Below are 16,078 nucleotides of genomic sequence, written 5' to 3'. Positions count from 1 at the left end.
GGGAGACCCTCCACCTGGAGAGGCCGGGTAGGGCAGTCGAGAGTGAGAGGCGCGATCGTGAGTGGCGGAGCGGAAGGCCCCCCTGTCCCAGAGACCTGGGAACCCGTCGCCGTCATCGGGGTCTCGTGCAGACTGCCCGGAGCGGAGGGCCCCGACGTCTTCTGGCGCCTGCTCTCCGAAGGGCGTGAGGCCGTGGCGCCGCCGCCGGAGCGGCTGGGCGGAGCCTCCGCCGAACGCGGCCCCGGCTGGGGCGGCTACCTGGACGACGTGGCCGGTTTCGACGCCGCCTTCTTCGGGATCTCCCCTCGCGAGGCACTGGAGATGGACCCCCACCAGCGGCTGATGCTCGAACTGAGCTGGGAGGCCGTCGAGAACGCGCGGACCGCTCCGAGCTCCCTACGCGGTGCTCGGGTGGGCGTGTTCACCGGCACCATCGGATCCGACCACGCCCTCCTCCACGATCGCGGTGGCCCCGACGCCATCACCCGGCACAGTCTCACCGGCACCCACCGGAGCATGATCGCCAACCGGGTCTCGCACGCCCTCGGGTTGCGCGGTCCCAGCCTGACCGTGGACGCCGGGCAGGCCTCGTCCCTGGTCGGGGTGCAGATGGCCGTGGAGAGCCTGCGCCGTGGCGAGTCCGAGATGGCGCTCGCCGGCGGCGTCAGCCTCATCCTCGTCCCCGAGAGCACCGAGGCCGTCGCGCGGTTCGGCGGGCTCTCACCGGACGCGCGTTGCCACACTTTCGACGCGCGGGCCAACGGTTACGTGCGCGGCGAGGGCGGAGCCGTGGTGGTACTCAAGCCGCTCAAACGCGCCCTGGCCGACGGGGACCGGGTCCTCGCGGTGATCCACGGCGGTGCGGTCAACCACTCAGGCACGGGCGAGTTCCTGACCCGGCCCGTTCCGGAGGGGCAGGAGGCGGTCATCAGGGCCGCCCACGAGAACGCGGGCCAGCGTCCGGACCGGATCGGTTACGTGGAACTGCACGGCACCGGTACACCGGCGGGCGATCCGGTGGAGGCCCGGGCGCTCGGCTCGGTGTTCGCGCAGGGCCGTACCGAACCGCTCAGGGTGGGTTCGGTCAAGACCAACATCGGTCACCTGGAGGGTGCCGCGGGCATCGTCGGCCTGGTCAAGACGGTGCTCAGCCTGGACCACCAGACCCTCCCGCCCTCCCTCAACTTCTCCGAACCCCACCCGGACATCGACCTGGACGCCTGGGGACTCGCCGTACAGACCCGCCGTGAACCGTGGCCGAGTCACACCCCGTTCGCCGGGGTATCCGCATTCGCGATGGGCGGCACCAACTGCCATCTGGTTCTCGGCCCGGCGCCGCTGACCGAACAGGCTTCGGCCGAGCACGGCGCGTCCTCCGGCGGTACCCGGGTGCTCGACCCGGTCCCGTGGGTGCTGTCGGCCCGTTCGGAGGCGGCGCTGCGCGCCCAGGCGTCGACCCTGCACGCCCACATGTCCTCGCGGAAGGGCACCAGGGCCAAGGACGTGGGGCTGTCCCTGGCCACCACCCGGGACCTCTTCGACCACCGCGCGGTGGTCTTCGCCTCGGGCGGGGACGACATGCGGGAGTTGGAGTCGGTCCGTTTCGACGGGCAGGGCGGCGAACCCGACACCGGCGGCCCCGGGCCGGTCCTGGTCTTCCCGGGCCAGGGCGGCCAGTGGGCGGGTATGGGTCGTGACCTGCTGGCGGGCGAAGGCGTGCTGGCCAAGGCGTTCGCGCAACGGATCTGGGCCTGCGAACGGGCACTGGAGCCGCATGTCGACTGGTCGCTGACGGCTGTGCTGCGCGGCGATCCGCAGGCACCACCCCTGCTGGGCGAGGGGGCGCGGGTGGACGTCGTCCAGCCGGTGCTGTGGGCGGTCATGGTGTCGCTGGCACGGGCGTGGTCGGTGCTGGGGGTGCGCCCTTCGGCGGTGGTGGGCCACTCCCAGGGCGAGCTGGCCGCCGCCTGCGCGGCCGGTGCGCTGACTCTGGAGGAGGCGGCGCGAATCGTCGCACTGCGCAGCCGGGCGCTGACGGCGCTGACGGGTAGCGGGGCCATGGCCTCGCTGGGGATCTCTCCGGAGGAAGCCGAGGAGCTGACCGAGGCGATTCCGGACCTGTACGTGGCGGCGGTCAACGGGCCGCGAGCCGTGGTGGTTTCCGGTGGCCCGCGTTCGGTGGAAGAGGCGGTGCGCAGGTGTGTGGACCAGGGGATGCACGGGTCCCTGGTGGACGTGGACTACGCCTCCCACTCGGCGCACGTGGACCGCGTACGCGACCGGCTCGCCTCCTACCTGGGGCGGGTGCGCTGGCGTAGGCCGCGGATCCCCTTCTTCTCCACGCAGACCGGTGCTGAGCTGGGCCAGGACGGCCCGGCCCTGGACGCCGAGTACTGGTACACGGGTCTGCGCAACCCGGTGCTGTTCGCCCCGGCGATCCGGGCGCTGGCGGCCTCCGGGCGGCACACCTTCATCGAGGTCGGCCCGCACCCGGTGCTGTCCTTCGGTATCCGGCGAACACTGGCCGAGGAGGGGGTCCCCGGGCGAGTACTGGAGACCCTGCGGCGCGGCGAGGGCGACCAGGCGCGCCTGCTCACCGCGGCGGCCAGGGCTTTCACCGCCGGGGTGGACGTCGACTGGGCGTCCTTGTTCGAGGGCACCGGTGCGCGCTGTACGGACCTGCCCACCTACCGGTTCCAGCGGGAGCGGTTCTGGCCGGACACGCCGAGGGCGCGTCCGTCGCCCGCGACGAGGGCCCACCCCGAACCCCTGCCGGACCGGGGTGTTGAGCTGGTCGACGGCCGTACCGTGTTCAGCGGACGGATCGACGACGCCCGCCAGCCGTGGGTACTGGACCACCGGATGCTGGGTCGCACGGTGCTGCCCGGGGCCGCACTGGTGGGGATGGCGCTGCATGCCGGGGCCCGGGTCGGTGCGGGTGCCGTAGCCGAGTTGGCCCTCGGGGAGCCGCTGGTGCTGCCGGGAGGGGGCCGGGGAACCGAGGTCCAGGTGACCGTGGGCCGAGCCGACGGGCAGGGCGTCCGCGAGGTGAGTGTGCACGCGCGCGGGCCGGGGGCCGGGACGTGGACCGAACACGCCTCGGGGACCCTGGCGCCCGACGAGGCGCACGACGCTCCGGCCCCGGAGCCCGGGTCCACGCCCGCCCCGGGCGCCGCGGGGCGGGCCGGCGCCGCGGACTGGCCGCCGCCCGAGGCGGTGGCGGTGGGCTTCGACCCGGACGAGGCCTACGCGCGCCTGGTCCGGCGCGGATACACGCACGGCTCCCTCTTCCGCGGCCTGCGCGAGGTGTGGCTGATGGGCGACACCCTGCTGGCCAGGGTCGCGCTGCCGGAGCGCCACGAACTGACTCCGACCGGGGTGCACCCCGCCCTCCTCGACTCGGCTCTGCACGCCGCCCTGCTGTTCGGCGCGTGCTCTGAGGGGCCGCCTCTGGTCCCCGCCGTCTGGAACGGGGTCCGGGTACGCGGGGGCGCCGTACCCGCGGAGCTGTTGGTGAGCCTGGAGCCCCTGGGGGCGGACCGCTACCGGATCACGGCCCTGGACCGGTCCGGCACACCCGTGCTGGAGGTCGACGAACTGTTCCTGCACCCGGTGGAGGGGCGGACACTACCGCCCGCGCCGGGGGAGGAGCCCGAGCTCTACCGGCTGCGCTGGGACCCCGTCCCCGCACCGGAGGCCGAGGGGGACGTGCCCTCGGAGCTGCCCTCCGTGGACGAGCTGGACACCGATGACCCGGTCCCGGACGTGGTCTACGCCGAACTCCCCGCCCCCGCGGTCTACGCGGACAACGACTCCGTGCCCGCTGCGGTGCGCGAGGGGCTGGACTCGGCGGTGGCGACCGTGCGCGGTTGGCTGAACGACGAGCGCTTCGCCCACGCCCGCCTGGCCATGGTGACCTGGCGTTCGGTGGCGACCAGTCCGGACGACCGGCTCAGCGGCCTGGCCGCCGCCCCAGTGTGGGGGCTGCTGCGCTCGGTTCAGCGCGAGTACCCGGGCCGCCTGGTACTCGTGGACTCCGACGGTTCCGAGAGCTCCCACCGGGCCCTGACCGGCGCGGTCCGCTCGGGCGAGCCCCAGTTGGCGCTGCGGTCCGGCAACGTCCTGGTGCCGCGGTTGGTTCCGGCGGCCGACGACCAGAGGCCGGTGCCGCCCGCCGCCGTCTGGCGGCTGGGAACCAAGGAACCCGGGTCCCTGCACGACCTGGTCCTGCGGGAGGCCCCCGAAGCCGCCGCCCCACTCGGCCCGGGGCAGGTGCGGATCGCCGTGCGTGCCGCCGGGGTGGAGCACCGGGACAGGACGGTCAGCCGTGACCTGGCCGCCGGGCGTTCCGGGAACGGAACGCCCGACAGCGGGACGCTGGGCGGCGGCACGGCCCCGAGCGGGGCTCCCGACACCGGTATGGGCATCGAAGGCGCCGGGGTGGTCCTGGAGACCGGGCCGGATTCCGCCTTCGACGTCGGTGACCGGGTCACCGGGGTGTTCCCCGGGGCGTTGGGGCCGATCGCCGTCGCCGACGGGCGCGGTCTGGTGCCGATCCCCGAAGGGTGGGGTTTCACGGAGGCGGCCGCGACCCCCGTGGCCCATCTGATCGCCTACCACGCCCTGGTCGACGTGGCCGGGGTACGTCCGGGGGAGAGCGTTCTGGTGCACTCCGCCGCCGGAGGTGTGGGACTGGCCGCCGTGCAGCTCGCCCGGCACATGGGCGCGCGGGTGTTCGGCACGGCGAACCCGCACGAAATGGCGGTTCTGGAGGAGTTCGGCCTGGCCGAGGAGCACGTTGCCTCCTCCCGAACGCTGGACTTCGAGGACGCCCTGCGCGTGGCCAACGACGGCCGGGGCATGGACGTGGTGTTGAACTCGCTCACGGGCAAGTTCGTCGACGCCTCCCTGCGGTTGCTGCGCTCGCCGTCCGACGGCGCCGGACCGGGAGGACGGTTCGTGGAGCTGGGCGGCGCCGACGTGCGCTCGGAGGCCGAGGTGGCTGCCTCGTACCCGGGCCGCAACTATGCGGTTCTCGACCTGCTCAACGTTGACCTGGACCGGATCGGGCAGATGCTCGGTCGGATCATGGAGCTGTTCGAATCCGGCTCGGTCCGGTCGCTTCCGGTGAACGAACACGACATCCGGGACTCCCAGGAGGCGTTCGGGGAGCTGCGCCGGGGCGGGAGCGTCGGCAAGACCGTGCTGACCCTTCCCGAGCCCTTTCCCCAGGGTGCGACGGTTCTGGTCACCGGCGGTACCGACGCGCTCGGCCACCGGGTGGCCAAGCATCTGGTCAGTGGTTACGGCGTCCGCCACCTGACCCTGGTCGGACGCCGGGGCGCCGACGGCCAGGACGGGCGCACCGGGGAACTGCGCGACCTCGGGGCCCGGGTGGAGGTGCACCGCTGCGACATCGCCGACCGGGCCGCGTTGCAACGTCTGATCCAGGGTCTGGACCGGCCGCTCGGCGCCGTCGTGCACGCCGTCGATGTGGTCGACGGCGCCGGGATCCTCGATGCGGACCCGGTGCGGCTGGAGGAGGTCCTGCGGAGCAAGGTGGACGCAGCCTGGAACCTGCACGAGCTCACCGCTGAACTGCCCCTGGGCTCCTTCGTGCTCTTCACCTCCGCAGGCGGTGTCCTGGGTGACCCGGGTCACGCGCACCACGCGGCCGCGAACGTCTTCTGCGACGCCCTCGCCCACCACCGGCGGGAGCGGGGCCTGCCCGCGATCGCGCTGGCGTGGGGGCTGTGGGGCGCCCCCGACGCCCCCGACCCGGGCGGGGACCGCGACGCGGCCACCGCGGGCGGTCTCCTGCGGCCGATGCCGCCGGACCGGGCCCTGGCCAAACTGGACGCCGCGCTGTACCTGGAACGGGGCGCCTTCGTCCCCGCGCTGTTCGAGACCGAAGGCCCCGAACTGCCGGTTCTGCGGGAGGTCGCCGAATACCGGACGCATCCGGCACCGGCGGCCCCGAGCGCGGTCGCGCCGACGACGGCACCGGAGGGTGCGGGTGCCGCGCCCACCCCAGCCGGCCACACCGCTCCGGCCGAACCGGTGCCGGGCGGAGCCCTCGCGGACGAACTGGCCGCCCTGCCCGGCCCCGAACGCGAGCGGCGGCTGCTCACCGAGGTGCGTACACACACCGCCGAGGTCCTGGGCCAAGGCGACGGCAGGGGGATCCCGGCCGACCGGCCCTTCCGGGAACTGGGCCTGGACTCCCTGGGCGGCGTCGAACTGCGCAACCGCCTGACCGGGTCCCTGGGGGTGGGGCTGCCCTCGACCGTGGTGTTCGACCACCCCAGCCCGCGCTCCCTCGCCCGGTTCCTGGCGGAGCGGTCGCCTTCCGCGGGCCCCGCCGCCCAGGCACCCGCCGCCTCCGAATCCACGGGGGCCGGGGACGACGGACACGGGTCCAGCGGCATCGACGACATGGACGTGGCCGGTCTCCTGAGACTGGCTCTGGGCGCTGAGGGCCAGGATTCCGCGGCTGAGGAGGAGACGGTTGATGGTTGCCGGTAACGATCAGAACGCGCAGTTGGTCGAGGCCCTGCGGTCCGCGCTCAAGAAGAACGAGCAGCTCCGCCACCAGGTCGACCGGTCGGCCGAGCCCATCGCGATCGTGGGGATGGGCTGTCGGCTCCCCGGCGGCATCGACACCCCCGAGGACCTCTGGGACCTGTTGGACAAGGGCGCCGAGGTCATCGGCCCCCTGCCCGACGACCGCGGATGGGACGTCGACTCACTCCTCGGCCGGGGCGGAGGGGAGAGGCGGTCCGCGACGGACCAGGGATCCTTCCTCGACGACGTCGCGGCCTTCGACCCCGCCTTCTTCGGTATCTCACCTCGCGAGGCCGAGGCGATGGACCCCCAGCAGCGCCTGTTCATGGAGGTGGCCTGGGAGACCTTCGAACGGGCCGGTATCCCGCCGACCTCGTTGGCGGGCTCGGACACCGGTGTCTACGCCGGTGCCATCCCCCAGGAGTACGGGCCGCTGCTTCCGGACGCCCCCGGAGACGGGTTCGCGATGGCCGGCAACACCACGAGCGTCCTCTCCGGGCGCCTTTCCTACACCCTGGGGCTCACCGGCCCCGCGATGACGGTGGACACCGCCTGCTCGGCCTCCCTGACGGCCACGCACCTCGCCGTCCGTGCGCTGCGCACGGGTGAGTGCTCCCTGGCGCTGGCCGGCGGGACGACGGTCATGTCCGGCCCCGGGACCCTGACCGAGTTCACCCACCTGCGCGGCCTGGCGGCCGACGGCCGGTGCAAGGCGTTCGGCGCCGGCGCGGACGGTGCCGGCTTCTCCGAGGGCGTGGGCGCCGTACTGCTGGAACGCCTGTCCGACGCCCGCCGCAACGGGCACCCCGTGCTCGCGGTGATCCGCGGTACTGCGGTCAACCAGGACGGTGCCTCCAACGGCCTGACCGCACCCAACGGCCCGGCTCAGGAACGGGTGATCCGCCAGGCACTGGCCGATGCCAGGCTCACCCCGGCCGACGTGGACCTGGTGGAGGCCCACGGCACCGGAACCAGACTGGGCGACCCGATCGAGGCGCAGGCGCTCATGGCCGCCTACGGGCACGGTCGCGCCCAGGACCAGCCGCTGTGGTTGGGCTCGCTCAAGTCCAACATCGGTCACACCCAGGCCGCGGCGGGGGTGGCCGGGCTCATCAAGCTCGTGCTGGCGATGAACCACGGGACGATGCCTCGGACCCTGCACGCCGACGAACCCACGTGCCACGTCGACTGGTCCCCGGGCACCGTCCGGCTCCTGGACCGGCCGCGCCCCTGGCCGGACACGGAGCGCCCCCGCCGCGCCGGGATCTCCTCGTTCGGGATGAGCGGTACCAACGCGCACCTGGTCCTGGAACAGGCCCCCGAGGTGCCCCGGCTCCTCGACGCGGGCCGGGCACACGCCCCAGCCGGGGGCGAGGAGCGCTCCGAGGCCGTACCGGGGACCGGCCGCGCCGGCCGTCTCCTGCCCTGGGTGCTGTCCGCACGGAACGGGGCGGCCCTGGCAGACCAGGCCGCCCGTCTGCGCGAACGGGTCCAGACCCTGCCCGCGCCGGATCCGGTGGACCTCGGATGGTCGCTGGCGACCACGCGCAGCGCCTTCGAACACCGTGCCGTGATCGTGGGGCGGGGGCACGCGGACCTCCTCCACGGGTTGGACGCGTTGGTCGCGGGCCGCCCCGACCCCGCGGTGCTCCTCGGCCGGGCGGCCGCCGACCGCAGACCCGTCCTGGTCTTCCCGGGGCAGGGCGGCCAGTGGGCCGGCATGGCCGTGGACCTGCTGGGGTCGTCGCCGCTCTTCGCCGAGCGGATCGCCGCCTGCGAGGAGGCGCTGTCACCGCACGTCGAGTGGTCGTTGGGCGCGGTCCTGCGCCGTGAGCCCGATGCGGCCTCCCTGGACCGGGTGGACGTCGTCCAACCCGTGCTGTGGGCGGTCATGGTCGCCCTGGCCGACCTGTGGATCGCCCACGGCCTGCGCCCCGCGGCCGTGGTCGGACACTCCCAGGGAGAGGTCGCCGCGGCCTGCGTCGCGGGCGCACTGTCCCTGGAGGACGGCGCGAAGGTGGTGGCGCTGCGCAGCCGGGCCGTGCTGGAACTGTCCGGAACCGGGGGGATGCTGTCGGTGGCCCGGCCCGAGGAGCTGGTCCTCGGGGACATCGACGGCAAACCGCTCCACGTCGCGGTGGTCAACAGCCCCAACGCCACCGTCGTCGCCGGAGAGCCCGGGGCACTGGACCGCATGGCCGAGGAGTACGAGGCGGCGGGTGTGCGATCCCGCAGGATCGCGGTCGACTACGCCTCGCACACGCCGCACGTCGAACGCCTGCGGGAGACGCTGCTGACGTCGCTGGCCGGGGTCGCCTCCCGTTCCTGCGCCCTACCCATGTACTCCACCCTCACCGGCGAGCCCGTGCGGGACGGCGAGCTCGACGCCCGCTACTGGTACCGCAACCTCGCCGAACCGGTACGGTTCCGACACGTCACCGAATCCCTCCTGGCCCGCGGACACGACCTGTTCGTCGAGGCCGGTCCGCACCCGGTCCTGAGCATCGCCCTCCAGGAGACCGCGGAGGCCGCAGGGGCGGGGGAGACCGCAGTCCTGGGGACCCTGCGCCGGGACGAAGGGGGCATGGACCGCTTCCTCACCTCGCTGGCGGAGGCCCACGCCCACGGTGTGCACCCCGACTGGTCCGAGGTCTTCGGCCCCGAGGCCCGCGCGGTGGACCTGCCCACCTACCCCTTCCAGCGTCAGCGCTACTGGCGTTCCCGCGCAGCGTCCCCGGCCCTGCCCGCCGCCGCTGCGACGTCCGTACCCGAACCGGAGGCCGCCCCGGCCGCGCTCTGGAAGCTGCCCGAAGGACTCACGGACACCGAGCGCGAGGACGCCGTGCTCTCCCTGGTCCGGAGCGAGACCGCCGCGGAACTCGGCCATCCCGGGCCCGAGTCGGTGGAGCTGCGGCGCGGATTCCTCGACGCCGGGGGCACCTCGCTGGCCGCCGTCCGGCTACGCAACCGCCTCAACTCCCTCACGGGGCTCGCGATGCCCGTGACCGTCGTCCTGGACCACCCCACCCCCGTGGGCCTCGCCGGACACCTGCTGGAGCAGCTGTCCGCGGCTCCGGAGACCGCCCCCCTCCCGGCCCTGGAGGAGCTGGAACGGCTGGAGAGGGCACTCACCGTCACCGAGGTGGACGCCAGGACCCGGGACGAGGTCGGCGAGCGCCTGCGTGCGCTGCTGCGTCGCCTCGGCAACGCGTCCAGCTCCGGTGAGGGCGACCAGGGCCTGGAGGGGGCGACCGACGACCAGTTGCTGGAACTGATCGACCAGGAGTTCGGGATCTCCTGACCGGAGCGGGAACGCACACGGAAAGTGGCACGAGTATGACCAACGAGAACAAGTTCCGCGATCTGGTCAAGAAGATGGCCGTCGACCTGCGCCAGGCGCGCTCCCGGATCGACGAACTGGAGGAGCGCGCCCACGAGCCCGTCGCCGTCGTCGGTGTCGGCTGCCGCTTTCCCGGGGAGGCCGACAGCCCCGGGGCACTGTGGGACCTGCTCTCCGAGGGGCGCGAGACCCTCGGAGGCTTCCCCACTGACCGGGACTGGGACCTGGCGGGCCTGTTCGCTGCGGACCCCGACACACCGGGGAGCACCTACGTCCGCTCCGCGAGCTTCCTGGAGGGCGCGGGTGACTTCGACCCCGCGTTCTTCGGCATCAGCCCTCGCGAGGCCCTGGCCATGGACCCGCAGCACCGGTTGGTGCTGGAAACCGCCTGGGAGGGCCTCGAGCGCGCGGGGATCCCCCCGGCCTCCTTGCGCGCCACCCCCACCGGGGTGTTCGTGGGCATGGTCGGCCAGACCTACGGCCCGCCCGTCCAGGAGTCGTCCGCCGATCTCATCGGCTACCGGATGCTCGGCGCCATGCCCGCAGTGGCCGCCGGACGCCTCTCCTACACCCTGGGGCTGGAGGGCCCGGCGGTGACGGTGGACACCGCCTGCTCCTCCTCCCTCGTCGCGCTGAACCTGGCCATGCGCTCCCTCCGGGCGGGAGAGACCGAGCTCGCCCTGGCCGGGGGAGCCACCGTCTTCACCGACACCTCCTCCTGGGTGTCCTTCTCCGGGCACGGCGCGCTGGCACCTGACGGCCGGTGCAAGGCGTTCTCCGCGGACGCCGACGGCACCGGTTGGGGCGAGGCGGCGGGCATGCTCGTCCTCGAACGCCTCTCCGACGCCTGTCGCAACGGCCACCGGATCCTCGCTGTCCTGCGCGGCGGCGCCATCGGCCAGGACGGCGCCAGCAGCGGACTCACCGCGCCCAGCGGCCCGGCCCAGGAGCGGGTGATCCGCCAGGCGCTGGCCGACGCCCGGCTGACCGCAGCCGAGGTCGACGCGGTCGAGGCGCACGGCACCGGCACCAGACTGGGCGACCCCATCGAGGCGCACGCCCTGCTGTCCACCTACGGGCGGGACCGCGCAGGCGAGCCGTTGTGGCTGGGCTCGCTCAAGTCCAACATCGGGCACACCGCCGCAGCAGCCGGGGTCTCCGGCGTGATCAAGATGATCGAGGCCATCCGCAACGGGACCCTGCCCCGCACACTGCACGTGGACGAGCCCACTCCACACGTGGACTGGGCCTCCGGCTCAGTGGAACTGCTCACCGAGGCACGGCCCTGGCCGGAGACCGGCCGCCCCAGACGGGCCGGGGTGTCCTCGTTCGGCGCCAGCGGCACCAACGCCCACCTCATCGTGGAGCAGGCCCCGCCCGAGGAACCCGGTGCACCGGCCGAGGGCGTCGGCGAGCCGGCGGTCACCCTCACCGGGCCCCGGCACCGGCGGCCGGTCCCGTGGGTGCTCTCCGCGCACACGCCGGACGCGCTCACCGCCCAGGCCGAGCGCCTGCTGGAGTCGGCCGGGGCCGACCCCGGCCTCGAACCCGTGGACGTCGGCTGGTCGCTGGCCACTACCCGCGGCGCCTTCGCGCACCGGGCGGCCGTGGTCGGGGCCGACCGCGACACCCTCCTGCGCCGACTGCGCTCCCTGGCGGAGGGGACCAGGGAGCCCGGCGTCGTCCGTGGCCGCGCGACCGAGGGCCGGACCGTCTTCGTGTACCCGGGCCAAGGCTCACAGTGGCCCGCCATGGCCCGCGACCTCATGGACTCCTCACCGGTCTTCGCCGAACGGATCGCCGCCTGTGAGAAGGCCCTGTCTCCGTACGCCGACTGGTCGCTGACCGACGTTCTGCGCGGTCGCGGGGGCGCACCGGACCTGGACCGGGTCGACATCGTCCCCCAGGCGCTGTGGGCGGTCATGATCGGGCTCACGGCCCTGTGGCGCTCGTACGGGATCCGCCCCGACGCGGTGGTCGGTCACTCCCAGGGGGAGGTGGCCGCCGCGTACGTCGCCGGGGCGCTGTCGCTGGAGGACTCCGCCAAGGTCATCGCCCTGCGCAGCCGAGCCGTGGGCGAACTCGTCGGCAACGGTGCGATGGCCGTGCTCTCCCAGGGCGAGGACGCCGTCCGCGCCCGCCTGGCAGAGTTCGGCGACCTGCACGTGGCGGTGGTCAACAGCCCGGGGACCACCGTGGTCGGCGGTGACCACGGGGCGATCGACCGGATCGTGGCGGCCTACGAAGCCGAGGGCGTGCGGGCGCGGGTGTTCTCCGCGAACGTCGTCTCGCACGTCCCGCGTACCGAACCGGTCCGGGAGAGCCTGCTCGAAGCGCTGGCCGACATCACGCCGACCAAGCCGAGGATCCCCGTCTACTCACCCGTCACCGGTACGGTGCTGGACCGGCCGATGGACGCCGACTACTGGTACGCCGGACTGAGCCGCCCCGTACTGTTCCAGAAGGCCACCGAATCCCTCCTGGCCAACGGCCACACGGTGTTCGTCGAGGCCAGCGCACACCCGGTCCTCGCCGTGCCGGTCCAGGAGACCAGCGCCGAGGCCCCGGTGCGCGCGGTCGCCGTGCCCACCCTGCGCAGGGACGAGGGCGGCCTCGGCCGCTTCGTCACCTCGCTGGCCGAGGCCCACGCGGGCGGGGCCAGGCCCGACTGGGACACCGTGTTCGACCGGCCCCGCCGGACGGTGGACCTGCCCACCTACCCGTTCCGCCACCAGAGGTTCTGGATCTCCGGAACGCCCGGTGCGGCGGACGTGGCCTCCGCCGGGCTGGAGACCGAGGAGCACCCGCTGCTCGGCGCCGCCCTGCCCCTGGCCGGCACCGGAGCCACCCTGTTCACCGGCAGGGTTTCCAGGGACACCCACCCCTGGCTGGCCGACCACGCCGCGGGTGAGACCGTCCTCCTGCCCGGGACCGCGTTCCTCGAACTTGCCCTGAACGTCGGCGACCGGCTGGGCAGCCCCCACGTCGAGGAACTCGTGCTCCGGGCACCCCTGACCCTGCCCGAACAGGGCGCGGTGCAACTCCAGGTGACGGTTGACGCCCCCGACGCGGAGGGACGCCGGACCTTCGGCGTCCACGCCCGGATGGCGAGCGCTCCAGGCGCACCCGACCTGGGCGAACGCCCCTGGACCCAGCACGCGGGAGGGACCCTGTCCTCCGAACCCGCCCGGCCCGCCGAGGAGCTGACGGCCTGGCCTCCGCCCGGGGCCGTCCCGGTGCCCACCGCCGACCTCTACGAACGCATGGGGGACATCGGTTACACCTACGGGCCCGCCTTCCGGGGGCTCACGGCGGCCTGGCTGGCGGGGGAGGACGTCTACGCGGAGATCGACCTCCCCGAACCCCAACGGGCCGACGCCGCCCGCTTCGGCCTGCATCCGGCCCTGGCCGACGCCGCGCAGCACGCCGTCGGTTGCGCGCCCTGGATGCCGGGGGACGGCGTCCGCATGCCCTTCTCCTGGACCGGTGTCACCCTGCACACCGTCGGAGCCACCCGGCTCCGGGTCCGCGTGCGCCCCACCGGAACGGACGAGGTCCAGATGCTCCTCGCCGACACCGCCGGCGCCGCCGTGGCCACCGTCGACTCCCTGGTCCTGCGCGCCCCCGCGAGCGCACCCGCCGCACGCGGCGAGAGCGACGACCTGTTCCACGTGGAGTGGGTGGCAGCCGCGGCGGCCCCCACGGAGGAACAGCAGGTCTGGGCGGTGCTCGGCGAGGACATCCTCGACACCGGGGCCGCACTCACCGCACCCGGCCACACCGTGCGCGCCTACGCCGACGCCGGTGCCCTGAGCCGGGCCCTGGACGCGGGAGCCCCCGTGCCCGACCGGATCCTGCTGCCCTACCTGGCCCGCCCCGCCGAACCCGCGCCCGGGCACGTCCACACCGTCCTCAGACACGTGGTGGCGCAGACCCAACAACTGCTCGCCGACGAACGCGTCGGCACCGCACGCCTGGTCGTGCTCACCCACGGAGCGGTGGCCACCGGGCCTGAGGAGGACGTGCCCGACCTCGTGCACGCCCCCCTGTGGGGCTTCGTGCGTGCCGCCGAACGCGAACACCCGGGAAGGTTCGCGATAGTCGACACCGACGACCCCGGGCGCACCACACCCCTCCTCGTCACCGTCCTGACCGGTGACGGGCATCAGACCGCCATCCGCGCGGGGGACGCCCTGGAACCCAGGCTGGCCCGTACCGACCGCGCCCCCGCCCATGTCTCCTTCGGGGACGGGACGGTCCTGGTCACCGGAGCCACCGGGACCCTGGGCGGCGAGGTCTCCCGCCACCTCGTGGACCGGTACGGCGTCCGGGACCTGCTCCTGGTCAGCCGCAGCGGCCCGGAGGCCAAGGGCGCCGCCGAACTCGAGTCCTCCCTCACCGCCCGGGGTGCCTCCGCCACCCTGGCGGCCTGCGACACCGCCGACCGCGACCAGTTGGCCGCGCTCCTGGCCCGGCACCGTGTCACGGCCGTCGTGCACGTGGCCGCGACCCTGGACGACGGTCTGCTGACCTCGCTCACCCCGGAGGGGGTCGACCACGTCCTGAGGCCCAAGGTCGACGCGGCCTGGCACCTGCACGAACTCACCTCCGACCTGGAGGCCTTCGTCCTGTTCTCCTCGGCTGCGGGCACCCTGGGCAGCCCCGGACAGACCGACTACAGCGCCGCCAACGTCTTCGTGGACATGCTCGCCCACCACCGCCGGGCGCACGGCCTGCCCGCCACCTCCCTGTCCTGGGGCATGTGGCAGCAGCGGGGTGAGAACACCGCCAAACTCGGCGGGGCCGACATCAGCCGCTACGCCCGGCTCGGTATGGCGGGGCCGGTCGCCACCGGCCGCGGACTGGCCCTGTTCGACGCCGCACTGGAGAGCGGCCTCCCCCACCTGCTGCCGGTGCCCATGGACCTCGCGGGCTCCCGGGCCAGGGCGTCCCGGACCGGGGAGGTGGCCACGATGCTGCGCGGACTGGTCCGCCCGCCCCGGCGCCGCGCCGGCACCGGGGGGCCGTCCACCGACGACCTGCGCCGAACCCTGGCCGGAACCCCCGCGGACCAGCGCCAGGACGTTCTGCTCTCCCTCATCACGGCGCGCACCGCCGAGGTCCTGGGCCAGAGCGGCGCCGACACGGTCACCGCGGACACGCCCTTCCTGGAGATGGGTTTTGACTCCCTCACCGCCATCGAGCTGCGCAACCATCTGGGGTCCGCCACCGGCCTGCGGCTGCCCGCAGGTCTGGCGTTCGCCCACCCCACCCCCAGCGCACTGGCCGCTCACCTGGCCGACGAACTCATCGGAACGGAGACCGGCCCGCAGAAGCGCCCCCGTCGGCGCACCTCATCCGAGGACGGCCTCGTGGAACTGTTCGTCGACACCTGCGAACAGGGCAGGATCGTCCAAGGACTGGACCTGATCTGGGCGGCGTCCCGGATCCGGCCCACCTTCTCCGGACCGCACGACATCCACGCGCCCCGGGTGCCGGTCCACCTGTCCAAGGAGGGCGACGGTGCCAAACTCATCTGCCTGCCCTCGGTCCTCATGATCTCCGGGGTCCAGGAATACGCGCGGTTCGCCAACGGGGTCCGGGGCCTGCGCGAGGTCGACGTGATTCCGCAGCCGGGCTTCGCCGACGGGGAGCCCCTCCCCGAGAGCGTCGACGCGGTCACCGGGGTCCTCGCCGACGCGGTCGTCGAGTGCGCCGCGGGACGCCCCTTCGTCCTCGTCGGGCGCTCGTCCGGCGGCTGGGTCTCCCACGCCGTGGTCGAACGCCTCGAACAGCGCGGCCACGCGCCCCGCGCGACCGCCCTGATGGACACGCCCCACCCCACCGACCTGGCGACCATGCCCACGTTGGAGACCAACGTCGTGGAACGCGGGGAGATGCTGGGGATCATGGACGGGGTCCGGCTCACCGCGATGGGCGCCTACCTGCGGCTGTTCCGTGACTGGCGTCCCGGGGCCATCGGCACCCCCACCGTCGTCCTGCGCCCCGAGGAACCCACCTACGACCGCGACGGCGTGGCGGTGCCACCGTTCACCTGGGAACTGCCGCACGACGTTCTGCGGGTGCCCGGCGACCACTTCACCATGTTGGAGGGGCACGTCGACGTGGTGGGCCGCGCCCTGCACGACTGGCTCGCCGAGCGGGGCCTGTGAC

The 16,078-nt window shown here is 73.9% G+C and carries 3 protein-coding genes; all 3 read left to right on the top strand.

The genetic code is table 11. The features are described 5' to 3' along the window. The first annotated feature begins 57 nt into the window (after positions 1-57). The 3 genes from AC0VYD_RS19950 to AC0VYD_RS19940 are packed head-to-tail and all read left to right on the top strand — an operon-like array spanning position 58 to position 16,077. Positions 58-6,525 (top strand): type I polyketide synthase, encoded by a 6,468-nt coding sequence (locus AC0VYD_RS19950; protein ID WP_475476985.1) that lies wholly within the window; start codon positions 58-60, stop codon positions 6,523-6,525. Further along, positions 6,512-9,865 (top strand): type I polyketide synthase, encoded by a 3,354-nt coding sequence (locus AC0VYD_RS19945; RefSeq protein ID WP_475476984.1) that lies wholly within the window; start codon positions 6,512-6,514, stop codon positions 9,863-9,865. The genes AC0VYD_RS19950 and AC0VYD_RS19945 overlap by 14 nt, the downstream gene beginning before the upstream one ends. Positions 9,866-9,900: 35 nt before the next feature. Beyond that, entirely contained in the window at positions 9,901-16,077 is a 6,177-nt protein-coding gene (locus AC0VYD_RS19940) for a type I polyketide synthase (RefSeq protein WP_475476983.1), read from the top strand. The last annotated feature ends 1 nt before the right edge of the window (position 16,078 follow it).

The organism is Nocardiopsis sp. iso_40, assembly GCF_056173285.1.
The sequence above is the reverse complement of the archived record's forward strand: the minus strand, read 5'-3'. Positions and strand labels throughout refer to the sequence as shown.

Bases quoted from the DNA above. Each gene is read 5' to 3' on its own strand.
- AC0VYD_RS19945 (WP_475476984.1), top strand. From the start codon at position 6,512: ATGGTTGCCGGTAACGATCAGAACGCGCAGTTGGTCGAGGCCCTGCGG.
- AC0VYD_RS19940 (WP_475476983.1), top strand. From the start codon at position 9,901: ATGACCAACGAGAACAAGTTCCGCGATCTGGTCAAGAAGATGGCCGTC.